This window comes from Alteromonas sp. S005, from assembly GCF_036864475.1.
Classification (GTDB): Bacteria; Pseudomonadota; Gammaproteobacteria; order Enterobacterales; family Alteromonadaceae; genus Alteromonas.
In genome coordinates, this window is the sequence record NZ_JAZETN010000003.1 from 245,068 (window position 1) to 260,082 (window position 15,015).

Here is a 15,015-nt window from a genome sequence, read left to right on the forward strand (position 1 = left end):
GATTGTTCTGAACATCCTGCCGCCAGCGGCTTTAAAATAACCTCTCATAATTAGACTTTTTGCTATATTTTTAATTGTTTAGGTTAAAAAGTAATCGTTAGTGTAGAAATTAATGGTGGTTGATGTATTGTATTATATGATCTTTTTGATATGTGTCTTAAGTAAACACAATCCGAAGAATAAAAACCAATTGAAGGAAACACACACACATGCGTAAAACTCAGCTCAGCTGTGCCATCATCGCTGCATTGGCATCTACCTCTCTGGCTGCGCAAGAATCAGAAGCGCCTGCTAAACTTGAAACCATTGAAGTTACCGCCACCAAAAGAAGTGAGTCTATTCAAGACGTTCCGGTTGCTGTCTCTGCCCTAGATGGCAAAGCGTTAGAGAACTTAGGTATAGACAACTTCCAAGACTACGTAGAGTTCCTACCTAATGTGGTTTTCCAGGGCACAGGTCCTGGGCAAAATGAAATTTACATCCGCGGTGCCGCGACTACGCAATCAAGCATCACCCTTTCATCGGTTCAGGCTCTTCAGCCTTCTGTTGCCTTCTATCTAGATGAAATGCCTGTTTCAATGGCGGGAAGAAACTTGGATATTTTCGCTACTGACGTTGAGCGTGTAGAAGTACTACCTGGGCCGCAAGGAACGCTATTTGGTGCTAGTTCACAGGCAGGTACTGTTCGACTAATCACAAACAAACCTGATCACTCGGGTTTTGCTGCAGGCTTTGATACTAGTATCTCTACCACCAAAGGCGGTGATATGAGTAACACGGTTGAAGCCTACTTTAACGTTACGCCAACCGACAATTTAGCCTTACGCGTAGCGGCATACAACGATAGCCAAGGCGGTTGGATTGACAATATTGAAAACGATCCAAGCAATGGTGGCTACATTGGAAGTGCAGTGGTTATTGACCGCATATCTGGTGGTGCTCTTCAGGCCCAAGGTATTGACCCTACTGACATGGACGCGCGTCGCAGCATCAATGGTTTTGGTCCTAGCGAAGCAGCCGTAGTATCGCCAAGAAACAGCGAACACGTTGAAGACAACTTTAACGATGCGGTTTACTCTGGTGCTCGTTTCGGCTTGTCATACATTATTAATGACAACTGGGATGTAGTGGTACAGCACACCGAACAAACCCTAGACACTGAAGGTGTATTTGCTTACGACCCAACGGTTGAAGGTGAAAGCTCAGCGATTCGCTTCCAAAGCGATGAAAACTCTGATGAGTTTGGCTTAACCACATGGACCTTAAACGGCCGTCTTGAAAAACTTGATGTAGTTTATACCGGTGGTTATCTAGACCGTGAAATTGACACACTAACTGACTACACAGGCTATACAAACGGTGGTTTGTTCTCGGCATATTATGTGTGTACACACTATGAGACGCCAGATAACCCAGACGATGCCCGTTGTCTTGACCCAACTAAGTATTACAAAGAAGACACTACAAGCACTCGTTTAACTCACGAACTACGCTTTAGCACCACGATGGACACACCGTGGCAGCTAACCGCTGGTGTGTTTTATGACGAGCAAGAAGTGGCTTCTGTAGGGCAGTTCAAAATTGCAAGTACTGAGATATTCACTGACCTTGCAAGAACCCTTCAAGGTAATAAAGGCATTAATAGCGACGGTGGCCCTTTCTCACCTGAGATTAGCTTTGTTAACGATGTAACGCATACTATCGAGCAAATCGCGGTGTTTGGTCAGCTAGGTTATGAAATTACTGATACTGTAACTGCTACTTTTGGTGCTCGCTGGTATCAAATTGACGACATTTACCGCGGCGCTACGTCAACCCGTGACGTAACAAGTCGTCTAGAAGCATACGGCCAAGGTGTATTAGACCCAGCTGTTTACGATGGTTTAGGTCTTGACGGGCAGGGCGTAGTGGATGCTATCCAAGATGGTTCACTTGATATCGGCCTGTTAGGTGACGACGGCGTATTGACAGTAGATGACACTATTTTCAAATTCGGCCTTGACTGGAAAGTTACCGACGATGTTCTATTGTTCGCTAACTATTCAGAAGGTTTCCGCCCACCGGTAACTAATCGTTTAGGTGGTGACGCAGCAGCAAATGATACAGGCGCCTTTGCAGATTTCCGTGTGCCGGTTTACTCAACAACAGATACTTTGGACAACTACGAGATTGGTCTTAAAGGTGACTTCTTAGACGGCATATTGCGTGTTAACGCAACCGGTTATTACTCAGAAATTACTGATTTGCAAACTTCTCGTTTTGACCCGACTAATATAAGCTTCCTAGTATTCACCGACAACGTGGGTGATGCAGAAGTGAAGGGTATTGATGCGGATATCTCTTGGCTAGCTACCGATAACCTTGTGATCAATGCAGCCTTTAGTGTGCTTGATACTGAGCTTGTACGCATTAACCCTGAGCTTGAAGGTATTGCTGCGGGTGTTGGTAGTGAACTGCCATATTCAGCTGACTTCTCAGGTAATATTAGCGCGCGTTACTTCTTTGAGTTAGACGGTGGTAAAGAAGGTTTTGTAAACGCATCTTTGACCTATACTGGCGACCGTCTTGCTGGCATGGTTATGAATGCCTACGCCATGGAAGACGCCACACGCCTAATTTACGGCACAGGCTCTGGTCTTAAGATTAAGGACGAGGGTGAGGTGTTTAACGGTGCAACTTACCCAGGTGCCGACGGCGAAGTTATTCGTGGCGGACGCTATATTCAGGAAAGCTACGTTATAGGTAATGTATCTGTAGGCATGTCGTACGAGAGCTGGAAAGTTGAAGCATTTATCGACAATGTTTTCGACAAGTCTGCGATTTTGAATATCGATACGCAACAGTATACGCCTAAAGTTGTGACAAATCGTCCACGTACTATCGGCCTACGCTTCTCTTACGACTATTATTAATAGTTGTCAGTGGTTAATGAACAGTTAACCACCCAATAGTGTTATTAAACGGCAGACATTAGTCTGCCGTTTTTATTACTAAAGCTAATAAATTTCGGTAGTATTTGTGTTAACAGATAAACAGATTAATTAAATAGCATCTGTGCTGACATGATCTTAATGGCCTTTTTGTAGTGGTAGTGATTCGACTCGTAACAAGGCTCATAAAAGCGCGCTAAATTTTGCAAACAAAATAATAAAGTAGGCTATGACACCAGAAGAATTTCAACAACAAGTACGCGCTATAAAACAAGCGCTGCAGCGTGGGCAGTTTTCCTTTGCATTAGAAAACATTCAAACGCTTTTTTCTGCGTCGCTAAGCGATCCGCAAAAGGCTGAAACCCACTATCTGGCAGCGGTCATCCGAAGACTGTCTAAACAATATAACGAAGCGTTTAAACATATTGATGCGCTACTTAGGCTTAAACCGGATTATGGAAGAGGTTACCAAGAGTTAGCTTATTGTCATGAAGCCAACGGCAACCATGAGGCTGCGGCTACCGCATTTTTTAAGGCTACACATTTTAACCCTGCGCTAATTAGCAGTTGGAAAAAGCTGCTTGCCATTTATAAGAGCCATAACGATGCGCCTGCAGCAAATATGGCGACCCAGCAAATTGAACATTTGCAGTCAATTCCTGCCCCCGTACTCGGTGCTTATGACTTAATGTATGAAAAGCAGTTTTCTGCAGCAGAGCAAGTATGCCGACAATTTTTAACTAAGCATAAGCACCACCCAGAGGCAATGATGTTGCTCGCCGAAATTGGCATGCAGCTTAAGGTGTACAGCGATGCGGAGTTTCTATTAGAAAGCTGTGTTGAGCTTTACCCTGACAATGAAAGAGCCGCTGTAGCGTATCAAAATGTCTTATCTAAACTGGGCAAGTTTCCAGAAGCCGTAAAGGTGGCTAGAGCGCGATTAGCGCTTAATCCGGAAAGCTTTGCCATTAAAACTAGCTTGGCCCATGCCCTTGTCGGAGTTGGTCAGTTAGATGAAGCAATAAGCCTATATCAAAGTGTGCTTTCACAAAATGCTGATAGGCCTAAAGTGTGGATTTCACTAGGGCATGCGTTAAAAGCTAAAGGCGATACTACCGACGCCGTGAACGCTTATGAGAAAGCGGTGGAATATGCTAATGATTATGGCGACGCGTATTGGAGTTTAGCTAACACAAAAACCTACAAATTTAGCGATAGCATGCTGTCGCAAATGTGCGAACAGGTAGACGGTAGTTCAATAAAGTTGGACGATAAAATTCACATCTGGTTTGCGCTAGGTAAAGGGTTTGAAGACAAAGGCCAAGCGGATAAAGCGTTTGCTTACTATGAGCAAGGCAATAAACTCAAACACAGTACGCTACAATTTGATATTGGCAGAACAGAGAAGGCTTTAGAGGCTCAGCAACAGGCGTTTAAGACTGATTCTTTCAATACAAACCAGGGCTGCCAAGCCCCCGATCCTATTTTTATTGTTGGCTTGCCTCGCGCAGGCTCAACACTATTAGAGCAAATCCTAGCGTCTCATTCTCAGGTAGATGGCACCATGGAATTGCACGATATATTAGGCATTGCCTCATCATTAAGTCATCAAAAGACGCCTTATCCGTTTAATGTTAGTCAGTTAGATGATGCAACTCTTGAAAAGCTTGGTGCCCGTTATATCGAGCAGACTAAAGCTTACAGACAGGGCGCGCCGTTCTTCATTGACAAAATGCCCAATAACTTCATTCACATTGGCTTAATTAAAAAAGTACTGCCTAACGCCAAAATTATTGATGCACGCAGAAACCCAATAGACTGCTGTTTCAGCGGCTTCAAACAGTTATTCGGTGAAGGGCAAGAATTTAGCTATTCGCTTAGCGATATTGGTCGTTACTATAAAGCCTATGAACAGCTTATGGACCATTGGCATCGCGTACTGCCAGGCGACATTCTCACGGTGCAACACGAAGATGTGCTGGACGATTTAGAAGGGCAGGTTAAACGCATTCTAGATTTTTGTGGGTTAGGCTTTGAAGAGTCATGCTTGGCGTTTCACCAAACTAAAAGGGTTATTAAAACGCCAAGTTCTGAGCAAGTTCGTCAGCCTATTTATAAAACAGGTATGGGGCAGTGGAGACCCTTCGAAAACTATTTAGGTGAGCTCAAACAAGCGCTAGATAGCGACAGTTCGATGACAGGCAATTAAGAGATAGTTAACAAAAAAGTCATGGCTACCTTCTAGCCATGACTTTTAACAAAATTAGTTTTGATACTCCAGCAAGCTTCTAGGGCTGATAAGGTAACGAAGATTGGTGAAGGATAATTCTAATTTTACCATCGTCGCATTGCTTGAAAACAAAGCTCTTGTTCACAAAAATATGGCTGTCGTCTGCACCAATAAAATGTACGTTGCATTGAACAATGGCTAACTCGCCGTTCAATATGAAATCCTCCTTGCTATACCAAACCTTTACCCAAGGCTTAAGCTTGAACCCATTGTCGTTGGGGTAGTCGCTATTGCCACCTACAAAGTAGGAAAGCGCCCCTTCTTTTGTTGGGCGAAATGTTTGAGCACCAAACGTTAAGGTAGGCTTAAACAGCACCTTGCCATTATCGTAATCGTAATTTTCAGATAAAACCTTTGATGCGAACGCTTTCACATCGCCACCTTCAGCGTGTACTTTTCCCACCGCAACAACATTGTCGCACCAAGTCTGAAGGGCTGTATGTACCATCTCTTCTGTAAACATGGCGCTAACTCCTTAAATTGATGGCTATGTTAAAATGTATCATTAGTGTTTTTAACAATATCGCTAAATCAATGAAATGTAACTGATTATCCGTGATAGATAGTTGCTATCAGCGAAAGCTCTCGGAGCATACGATGATGCTAGTCACTAAAGGTACATCTATTGTAAAAGTTTGACGTGAAAAAATCAGTTAGAGTACAGTTTGACGGGGTAAAAGCCAGAATAGGAAGTGTCGTCTAAAGAAAGGTATAAAAAAGGCCGCACATAATGATGTGCAGCTAACAGTAAATTACAGTTTGTTTAATCTCGCTGTATAGCCGCCGCCAGGCGCTAGGGAAGTTAGTCGCATTCGCTGACTATTATGAGAACTGCTTTTAACCTATACTTTGTACAAAATAGATGCATTGCCATAATAATAATGAGATCTCCATTAGCCGCCATTTTATTATTCCTAGCGCTTTTTGTATTTCACGCAAATGCCGCGATAAAAGATATTCAGCCTCTTTGCCAAGAAAGTGTCGACGAATGTTTATCGAAAATTAGAGCACAGCAATCGCTATTAGATAAGAACACACCGCCATGGTGGGATCTTCAAGTAAGAAGGTTTGATATCTTATTTAACTTTCAACGTTATGATGAGCTTTATGCTCTTCTAAGACCTTGGCTTGAAGCTACAAATTTGAACGGAGTACCAGAGTACAAACCACTAGTTTCTCTGTTTTTCGGTAAGTGGCTACGGGCCAGAGGCCGTGAGCAGGAAGCAAAAGTAGCATTAACTGAGTCTTTAACGGGGTTGAAAGCACAGTATGAAAAGATGCCGTCTCCTCAATTAGGTATAAGGGTTTTAAATCTTTTTACTGTGCTTGGTAAAACGAAGGAAGCGCAGGACTTTGCTGAGCAACTAGAAGGTGAAAACTATAATGCGCCTGTCTTTTACCATGAGATCTTTGCTGAGCTCGGGCACGCCGCGTTAAAAGAAGGCGATAACGCAAAACATATTGAATATCGAATTAAATCGTTAAATTGGGCGTTGAAGGTGCCCGATTATCAACAGCAAGCTATCTCCTACAGCAATTATGCTGTAGCGCTTCGCAACAATAAGAATTATCAGGAGGCAGAGCAGGCTTTTGTGAAGGGTTTAAGATGTGCGGAGCAGGCGAAGGATATTGCTCAAATTAACAGTATTAAGTTACGGATAGCGGAAAACGCTATGCTTGGCAACGACCCTGAAAAAGCGAGACGTTGGCTCGAACAAATATCTGTTGAGGGGTTGCCATCTTTACAGCTATCGCGCTACCGAAAATTGGTAAAAGATAGCGTACCGCATTAATCGTTACGTTGATTTCGACTAGGTGCAGGCAAAATGCACATAGCAGCACGCTTTTTTTTACCAGTTGTTAGATTCACTAATATTTACGGCGCTTCAGTCCAGTCTCGGCCAAAATCTTTGCCGAAATCTCTTCTATCGAATATTTAGTGCTATTTAAAAACGGGATCTTTTCCTTTCTATACAAATTTTCTACTTCACGAAGTTCCATTCGACACTGTGGTAACGACGCATATTTACTATTCGCACGGCGTTCAGACCGTATTTGGTGAAGTCTATCGGCCGCAATCGTTAGGCCAAATAGCTTATGCTTAAACCGTCTTAGCGCAGGGGGAAGTTTTAGCATGTCACCCATATCTTCCTCTGTAAACGGGTAGTTAGCCGCTTTTATGCCGTATTGAAGCGCTAAATAGAGACTTGTAGGCGTTTTACCTGACCGAGATACACCGGTAAGTATAATATCGGCTTCGTCGTAGTCTTTTAAGTTAGAACCATCGTCATTGGCCAACGCGTAGTTTACGGCCTCAATTCTGATGTCGTAAGTGGTTTCGTGAATACTGTGCGTGCGATGTTTTTCTGGTTTTGAAGGAACACCTAACACTTTTTCCAGTGGCGCGACAAATTGATCGAGAAAATTATAATTAATACCTACTGATTTAGAGATTATCTTGCGAATATCTACATTCACAATTGTATAAAAAACGAGCGGCCTTTCTCCGGTGTCTTGAAAACTTTCAGAAATTTGCTGCAAAACTTTGTGAGCTTGTTCCTCAGTTTCAACGAAAGGAATAGTGTTGTGATTGAAAGAAACAGGAAACAGAGAAAGCAGGGCGTGGCCAAAGACCTCTGAAGTGATGGCCGTACCATCTGAAATATAAAAAGCTGTGCGCACAACATATCCTTAACATTGGTGTAATTTTATTACAAAAGTAATAAAGGGTTTACTTTCTGAATTTCCCCATTCTAAGATGATTTCGTCGAAAAGCTACACGGTTCTTGTGAATGGCGGCAAATTTCAAAGGTTTGCTGTCAAACGTAATGGACAGCGTTAACGGTGGTTGTCACCACGAATCGACAACAATTTGATGAGTTTCAGGTGATAAAAAATACAAACCTGAAATTAACCTCATACCCTACACATAAAAAAGCTGGAGGCTTGGGCTGTGCAAGAATACGTACTTTGGTATCAAGAACTGGGCATGCATGATGTGGGTCGCGTAGGCGGCAAAAATGCATCATTAGGCGAGATGATTTCAAACCTGGCGAACGCCGGTGTGCAGGTGCCGGGTGGTTTTGCTACCACCGCCGAAGCATTTAATGAATTTCTAGAGCAAAGCGGTCTAGAAGCGCGCATCCACGAAGTCTTAGACTCGCTGGACGTAGACGATGTGAATGCACTTACCGAAGCGGGTAAGAACATTCGTCAGTGGATCATCGATACGCCGTTCCAAGGCAAATTAGAAGAAGAAATTAAAACTGCGTTTGTGACGCTGCAGGGTGATGCAGGTGAAGAAGCGTCGTTTGCAGTGCGCTCGTCTGCAACGGCAGAAGATATGCCTGACGCGTCATTCGCAGGGCAACAAGAGACTTTCCTAAACGTTAAAGGTTATGAAGCCGTGCTTGTGGCAATTAAGCACGTATTTGCATCACTGTTTAACGACCGCGCTATTTCTTATCGCGTTCACCAAGGTTACGACCATAAAGGTGTGGCGTTATCTGCTGGTATTCAGCGCATGGTTCGCAGTGATATCGCTTCATCGGGCGTTATGTTCACTATCGACACAGAATCCGGTTTTGAGGACGTTGTATTTATCACCAGTTCATTCGGTTTAGGCGAAATGGTTGTACAGGGTGCGGTTAACCCTGATGAATTCTACGTTCATAAGCCAACGCTAGACAAAGGGTTACCTGCTATCGTTCGTCGTAACCTAGGCAGCAAGCTTACTAAAATGGTGTATTCAGACGATGAAGCACATGGTAAGCAGGTGTCTATTGTCGATATCGATGCCGCTGACAGCAAAACCTTCTCGTTGACCGACGAGGAAGTGATGGAGCTTGCTAAACAAGCGCAGATCATTGAACAGCACTACAAGCGTCCAATGGACATTGAATGGGCCAAAGATGGCGCAGACGGCAAACTTTACATTGTTCAGGCTCGCCCAGAAACAGTACGCAGCCGTGAAGACTCACAAAGCATTGAGCGCTTCCAACTGAAAGGCCAAAGCAACATCGTTGTTGAAGGTCGTGCAATTGGTCACAAAATTGGCGCTGGTGTAGCCAAAGTGCTTGATTCAATTGAGGAAATGGACAAAATCCAAGCGGGTGATGTTCTGGTAACTGATATGACAGACCCAGATTGGGAACCTATCATGAAGAAGGCTTCTGCCATTGTTACTAATCGTGGTGGCCGTACGTGTCATGCGGCAATCATTGCTCGTGAGTTGGGCATTCCAGCGGTGGTTGGTTGTGGTAACGCGACTGACATCATTAAAAATGGCGACAAAATCACTGTGTCTTGTGCTGAAGGTGATACCGGTTTTATCTACGGTGACGAACTAGAGTTCGACGTAGTAACATCACGTATCGATGCGATGCCTGAACTACCGCTAAAAGTGATGATGAACGTGGGTAACCCAGATCGCGCATTTGATTTTGCTCGCTTGCCGAACGCGGGTGTTGGTCTTGCTCGCCTTGAGTTTATTATCAACCGCATGATTGGTGTGCACCCTAAAGCACTGCTTAATTTCGACAGCCAGCCTGAAGAGTTGAAAGAAGAAATTAGCGATATGATTGCAGGCTACGAATCGCCAACGGAATACTATATCGAGAAATTGGTAGAAGGTATTTCAACCATTGGTGCAGCGTTCTCGCCAGAAAAAGTAATTGTTCGTATGTCAGATTTTAAGTCGAACGAATACTTCAACTTAGTGGGCGGTTATCAATACGAGCCAGACGAAGAAAACCCAATGTTGGGTTTCCGCGGTGCAAGCCGCTACATCTCTGAAGATTTCCGCGATTGTTTTGCCCTTGAATGTGAAGCCATTAAGCGCGTTCGCAACAAAATGGGTTTAACCAATGTTGAGATAATGATCCCGTTTGTTCGTACATTAGAAGAAGGTCGAAAAGTTATCGAGCTTCTTGAAGAGCAGGGTCTTAAGAAGGGTGAAAATGGCCTTCGCGTTATTATGATGTGTGAACTACCATCGAACGCATTGCTTGCTGACAAGTTCCTGGATATCTTCGATGGTTTCTCAATTGGCTCTAATGATTTAACGCAGCTGACGCTGGGACTAGATCGTGACAGTGGCCTTATTGCACACTTATTTGATGAGCGTGACGAAGCGGTGAAAGCACTACTTTCAATGGCAATTCAAGCTGCGAAGAAACGCGGTAAATACGTGGGCATTTGTGGTCAGGGTCCGTCAGACCACGAAGATTTCGCAGCGTGGTTGGTAGAAGAGGGTATCGACTCAGTATCGCTTAACCCAGATACGGTAGTTGAAACTTGGCTGTATCTTGCTGAAAAGCACGGTTAACACCCAAGTTCTGAGTACTACATATGTCAGGTGACTAGCTAATGTAGCGCTTAATGAATACGCGTAAAGAAGAGACCTTTTGGTCTCTTTTTTGTTCGAGTGAGCCTTCAAAACTTTGTGTGAGGTTTACTAAGTTTTATGCCAGCGTAACATTCCCTAAAAAAACTATGGTTATTTCGTAAAACTATAGATTTTGGGTCATTGTCTACATGACTTTATGTAATTAAAAGTGTAGTATTACAGGGTGAATTACATGATTCGATTTAGATAATAATTAATTTGGTTGGACTCTTATGGCACATAATGACAGCGCGGTTTCAGTAAAAAACTCCGAAGAAAATGTTATGCAATCAGGCTCTGTGGCAGAACAATTGGCGCAAGCTCAAAAAGAAATCAATGAACTAAAAATGCAGTTGATGTGGATGGAACGCAACTACGAATAAGTTTTGTGTCGCGTAGAGTTAGAAATAAAACGGTAGTTTACTTTCAAAATGACTCAAAAATATGAAAGTTTACATGCTGACTTTCATTGGGCATTTATAAGAGCTTTAAAGCGTGGTTTACAAAATCTGTGGCGCGTTTAGCTAAACGCTCATTGCTACCGATGCTGAGAACTACCGTATTATTTGTTTTTTTACCAAGCTTTTTATTATTTTCAATTGCAAAAGATAACTTATCAATTCAACTTACTTAAAACCTTTAACAGTGCCAAGAGCATAAGCAAAACAAAAGGTTTAAGAAGCGAGACTGTCTTGCCTTCGTTTTCAGTAACAAGGTTCCACATATACTCACCAAACTTAACCACTTTTTCATCACGTTAGATGAGCCTCTGACTCTCAAATTTGCCCTCCCAAACCAAGGTTATCAACTCATATGTCTAGGCAGCTAATGCCGGAGAGCTATTGCAGTCAAAACGATTGCCCTATCAAAATTAGCAGCGTTGGATGGGGTGGTTAAATTATGTGCATGTAGATATATATGCTATTGTGGTTAGTATGAGAAAGCGGTGAGAGAAAAAATGGCCTATCAATTCAAGTTTTTTGCACAGCCGGTAATTAGCAATATAAGAACCTTATGCGAAGCAGCGCTTGTTGAATTTACGATTGGTTTGATTTGCGCAGTATTTGCGTATGCAAGCTATGGTATTTTCATTCACCTCTTTGTAGCGTGCGTCATCATATCTGTTGCTTGTTTTTGCCTTAGTATTTACAACCTTTACAGCCTTTTTTCGCACCCATAGCGGATTTTCACAGTGTGCCTTGGTCAGCTAACGGAGTGAATATACTAGCAAGGGCAAATTGGCCATCAACCGTAGACAAACAAAAAAGGGTAATCACTGAAGTGATTACCCTTTTTACTATCCGCAACAATTTCGCAATGAAATGTTATTTGCGGTAAAGGTCAGTTTCTAGGCTTTTAGCTGGTCACCTACAGGCAACTGTCGGATGCGCTTACCGCAGGCAGCGAAAATGGCATTACAAAGCGCCGGGGCATAAACCGGTGTAGCTGGCTCACCCACACCTGCTGGAGGGGCATCGCTTTCAATAACTTCAACTTCAACCTCTAGTGGTGAATCGCTCATACGCGGTACACGGTAGTTGTGGAAGTTACTCTGCTGTACGCGGCCCTTATCAAAAGTAATACCGTCACTAATAGCAGTAGTAATACCGTAAACTGAGCCGCCCTGAGTCTGGTTTTTCACCGTGTCAGTGTTAACCACAGTGCCTGCGTCAATGGCTACCCACGACTTGATCACGTTTAAATCGCCGGCATCAGATACTTCCACTTCAACCACGGTGGCGACGTAGGTTAAAAAGCTACGGTGAGCGGCAATACCTAGGCCGCGGCCTTTTGGCATCTCTCGACCCCAATCAGCCATGTCAGATACTTTTTCGATGACATTGCGCAAGCGACCTGTATCTAGTGGGTAGACCGATTTGTCACCCCAATAGTTGTTGTACTCGGCTTTTTGCTCTGTCACATCGATAATTCTGTTGGGGCCGATAACGTCTAATAGGTAATCTTTCGCGTCTTTACCTGCCTTGTGCGCCGCTTCATTGATAAAAGACTGTACAGCAAACGCGTGGAAGATATTTGATACCGAGCGCATCCATCCAATACGCGCTTTTGCTGGTGCTTCACCGCGTTCTAGCTTCATATTAGGTGTAAGAATTGGATTGTCTGTAAAGCCCAAATCTAATTCAAAGCTGAAAGGTGCATTGGCGCCTTCTTGGAACGTTGAGGCAATGGGAGAAAACGCGGTTCTGTGAAGATAAGCGTCAATTTTACCATTTTCATCAAGCGCTGCTTCAACGTGCTGTGCCGACACCGCATGGTAGAAGCCGTGCTGAATATCATCTTCACGTGTCCATTGAACGCGAATTGGTTTGCCCGTTTTCATTGAAAGGTATGCAGCTTCCGCTGAAAAGTCAGGCTTAGACTTACGCCCGAAAGCACCACCTAGCATGGTAACGTGAACATTGATTTTTTCCTTGTCCATGCCAACCATAGCGCCCACGGTTTCCATATCAGCCTGCGGATTTTGCGTTGCAGCCCATACGTCAACCCGATCTTTATAGTACATGGCAGTAGCGCATGGAGGCTCCATGGGAGCTTGTGCTAAATGCGGCACGTAGTAGTCGGCAATTAGCTTGTCGCTGGCCTTTTCTAAAACGCTCACCGCATCGCCTTTTTCTCTAACAAGCGCTTGAGGTGTATTTACGGTGTTAAGCAGCTGCTCTTTAAAGTTCGCTGAGTTATAGTCGCCGTTTGCACCATCGTCCCAAGTCACTTCTAGCGCCTTACGGCCTTGCCACGCTGCCCATGTGTTGTTGGCGATAATTGCAATTCCACCTTTAGGCTGGAACTGAGGCGCACCTTTAGGGGCTGGAATTTCAATAATGTCGACAACACCTTTAACTGCTTTTGCTTTATCTGCGTTAAAGCTTTTCACTTTTCCACCCACTACAGGTGGGCGCTCAATAATGGCAACAAGCGCCTTAGGTTCACGAACATCGGCGGCAAAGGTGGCTTTACCGGTCACGATATCTTGAAGGTCGATATGCGCCATACCCGTATTGATGTAACGCCATTCTTTTCTATCTTTGAGCGTAAGCTTGTCTGCTTCTGGCGGTGTAATAGTCAGTGCATCATCTATTAAGTCTTTATAAGCAAGGGTCTTACCTGAACTATGAGCAACAACATGCTGCTCGGCAACACAGGTGCTCGGCTCGACGCCCCACCGCTTGGCCGCTGCGTGTTGCATCATATAACGTACGCTTGCGCCCATTTCGCGAAGGCGCTGCATATTGAAGCGAATGCTGCGGGAGCCATCGGTGTTTTGGTCACCGTATTTGGGATCGCCTTTGCCCTGAATAACAATAATCTTATCCCAGGCCGCTTCCATTTCGTCTGCAACAATTTGTGCGATAGCGGTACGGATTTGCTGACCCATTTCACTTCGGTGACAGGTTACTTCAACCATGCCGTCTGGACGAAGTGCAATAAACAAGTTTGCGCGCTTTGCATTTTCTGCAGGTTTTGCCAGAACGCCCGCCATAGCACGGGGCGCACCGCCCATAAAATAGGTACCAACAACTAATGCACCGGCCGCCGCTGTCGATTTCAAAAAGCTGCGGCGATTCATGTCAAAATAGGTATTCTCATTCATGCTTCTTCTCCCGCTTTACTTGGGTCAAAGTAGCTCACACCGGCATTTCCGCTCATTGACTTTGAAGCCGATTTAATCGCCTCATGAATGCGAGGGTAGGTGCCGCAGCGACAAATATTGCCAGACATATTTTGGACAATTTCTTCATCGCTTGGTGTTGGGTTGGTTGATAAAAGGCTAGCGGCCTGCATAATTTGCCCGCATTGGCAGAATCCGCATTGAGGGACTTTATGTTCTACCCAAGCTTTTTGAACCGGGTGGTCGCCGTTTTCGCTCAGCCCTTCAATAGTCGTAATCTTTTTGCCTTGAACTGCTGACACAGGTAATACGCAAGAGCGTTGTGCCATATCGTCAATGTGAACAGTACACGCGCCACATTGCGCCATACCACAGCCAAACTTGGGTCCTGTAAGGTTTAATTCGTCACGAAGGTACCACAATACTGGTGTTGATGGGTCACCGGAAAATTCGTGTTTGTTACCATTAACGGTAAACGTGATCATGGTCTTGTCTCCATAGGTAAGCGATAAATATGAACTACCCAAGCAGTACGGCGCTATTTGAACGCACTACAAAATTCATACCTATACGGTTACATTGCCTGATGATACGAACTATCTAAGATGCTGAACATGCAGAGATATATGCCACTAGTATTATTATTAAAGGCTTCGCAATTGTTATCTTAAATTACGTTAACACGCATTGCATCTCTGCGCATATACATAAGATTAAGTGTTAGGTCACTGCGATAAAATAACGCAAGAATCGCGAAAGAAGTGCTTACGAAGTAAGAGAA

Annotated in this window: 8 protein-coding genes; 4 read left to right on the top strand and 4 right to left on the bottom strand. The window is 44.0% G+C overall.

From position 1 onward, the window contains the following. The first annotated feature begins 209 nt into the window (after positions 1 to 209). Positions 210 to 2,912, top strand: coding sequence for a TonB-dependent receptor (locus V7R55_RS06345; RefSeq protein WP_334058327.1), 2,703 nt, complete (start codon positions 210 to 212; stop codon positions 2,910 to 2,912). 247 nt (positions 2,913 to 3,159) lie between these two features. Beyond that, positions 3,160 to 5,139, top strand: a complete 1,980-nt coding sequence (locus tag V7R55_RS06350; RefSeq protein WP_334058329.1) for a tetratricopeptide repeat-containing sulfotransferase family protein — start codon at positions 3,160 to 3,162, stop codon at positions 5,137 to 5,139. 79 nt (positions 5,140 to 5,218) lie between these two features. Here the strand turns inward: V7R55_RS06350 and V7R55_RS06355 are convergent, their stop codons facing one another. Further along, positions 5,219 to 5,683, bottom strand: a complete 465-nt coding sequence (locus tag V7R55_RS06355; protein WP_014949313.1) for a hypothetical protein — start codon at positions 5,681 to 5,683, stop codon at positions 5,219 to 5,221. A gap of 418 nt (positions 5,684 to 6,101) precedes the next feature. Between V7R55_RS06355 and V7R55_RS06360 the strand changes: the two genes are divergently transcribed. Continuing rightward, positions 6,102 to 7,013 carry a tetratricopeptide repeat protein gene (locus V7R55_RS06360; protein ID WP_334058331.1) on the top strand — a complete coding sequence of 304 codons (912 nt, stop codon included), beginning with the start codon at positions 6,102 to 6,104 and terminating at the stop codon, positions 7,011 to 7,013. Between the two features lie 76 nt (positions 7,014 to 7,089). Here the strand turns inward: V7R55_RS06360 and ppsR are convergent, their stop codons facing one another. Beyond that, entirely contained in the window at positions 7,090 to 7,902 is an 813-nt protein-coding gene (ppsR, locus tag V7R55_RS06365) for a posphoenolpyruvate synthetase regulatory kinase/phosphorylase PpsR (RefSeq protein ID WP_318488159.1), read from the bottom strand. A gap of 271 nt (positions 7,903 to 8,173) precedes the next feature. Here ppsR and ppsA point away from each other — a divergent pair, with 271 nt between their 5' ends. After that, complete coding sequence (gene ppsA / locus V7R55_RS06370; RefSeq protein WP_334058334.1) at positions 8,174 to 10,546, top strand: phosphoenolpyruvate synthase; 2,373 nt, start codon at positions 8,174 to 8,176, stop codon at positions 10,544 to 10,546. A gap of 1,408 nt (positions 10,547 to 11,954) precedes the next feature. Here the strand turns inward: ppsA and V7R55_RS06375 are convergent. Further along, entirely contained in the window at positions 11,955 to 14,216 is a 2,262-nt protein-coding gene (locus V7R55_RS06375) for a molybdopterin cofactor-binding domain-containing protein (protein ID WP_334058336.1), read from the bottom strand. Next, on the bottom strand, positions 14,213 to 14,719 hold the full coding sequence (locus V7R55_RS06380) for a (2Fe-2S)-binding protein (protein WP_334058338.1): 507 nt from the start codon (positions 14,717 to 14,719) through the stop codon (positions 14,213 to 14,215). Before V7R55_RS06380 ends, V7R55_RS06375 begins: the two co-directional genes overlap by 4 nt. Between the last annotated feature and the right edge of the window lie 296 nt (positions 14,720 to 15,015).

Excerpts from the sequence above, each read along its gene's own strand:
- V7R55_RS06345 (WP_334058327.1), top strand. The coding sequence starts at position 210 with ATGCGTAAAACTCAGCTCAGCTGTGCCATCATCGCTGCATTGGCATCT.
- V7R55_RS06350 (WP_334058329.1), top strand. The coding sequence starts at position 3,160 with ATGACACCAGAAGAATTTCAACAACAAGTACGCGCTATAAAACAAGCG.
- V7R55_RS06355 (WP_014949313.1), bottom strand. The coding sequence starts at position 5,683 with ATGTTTACAGAAGAGATGGTACATACAGCCCTTCAGACTTGGTGCGAC.
- V7R55_RS06360 (WP_334058331.1), top strand. The coding sequence starts at position 6,102 with ATGAGATCTCCATTAGCCGCCATTTTATTATTCCTAGCGCTTTTTGTA.
- V7R55_RS06375 (WP_334058336.1), bottom strand. The coding sequence starts at position 14,216 with ATGAATGAGAATACCTATTTTGACATGAATCGCCGCAGCTTTTTGAAA.
- V7R55_RS06380 (WP_334058338.1), bottom strand. The coding sequence starts at position 14,719 with ATGATCACGTTTACCGTTAATGGTAACAAACACGAATTTTCCGGTGAC.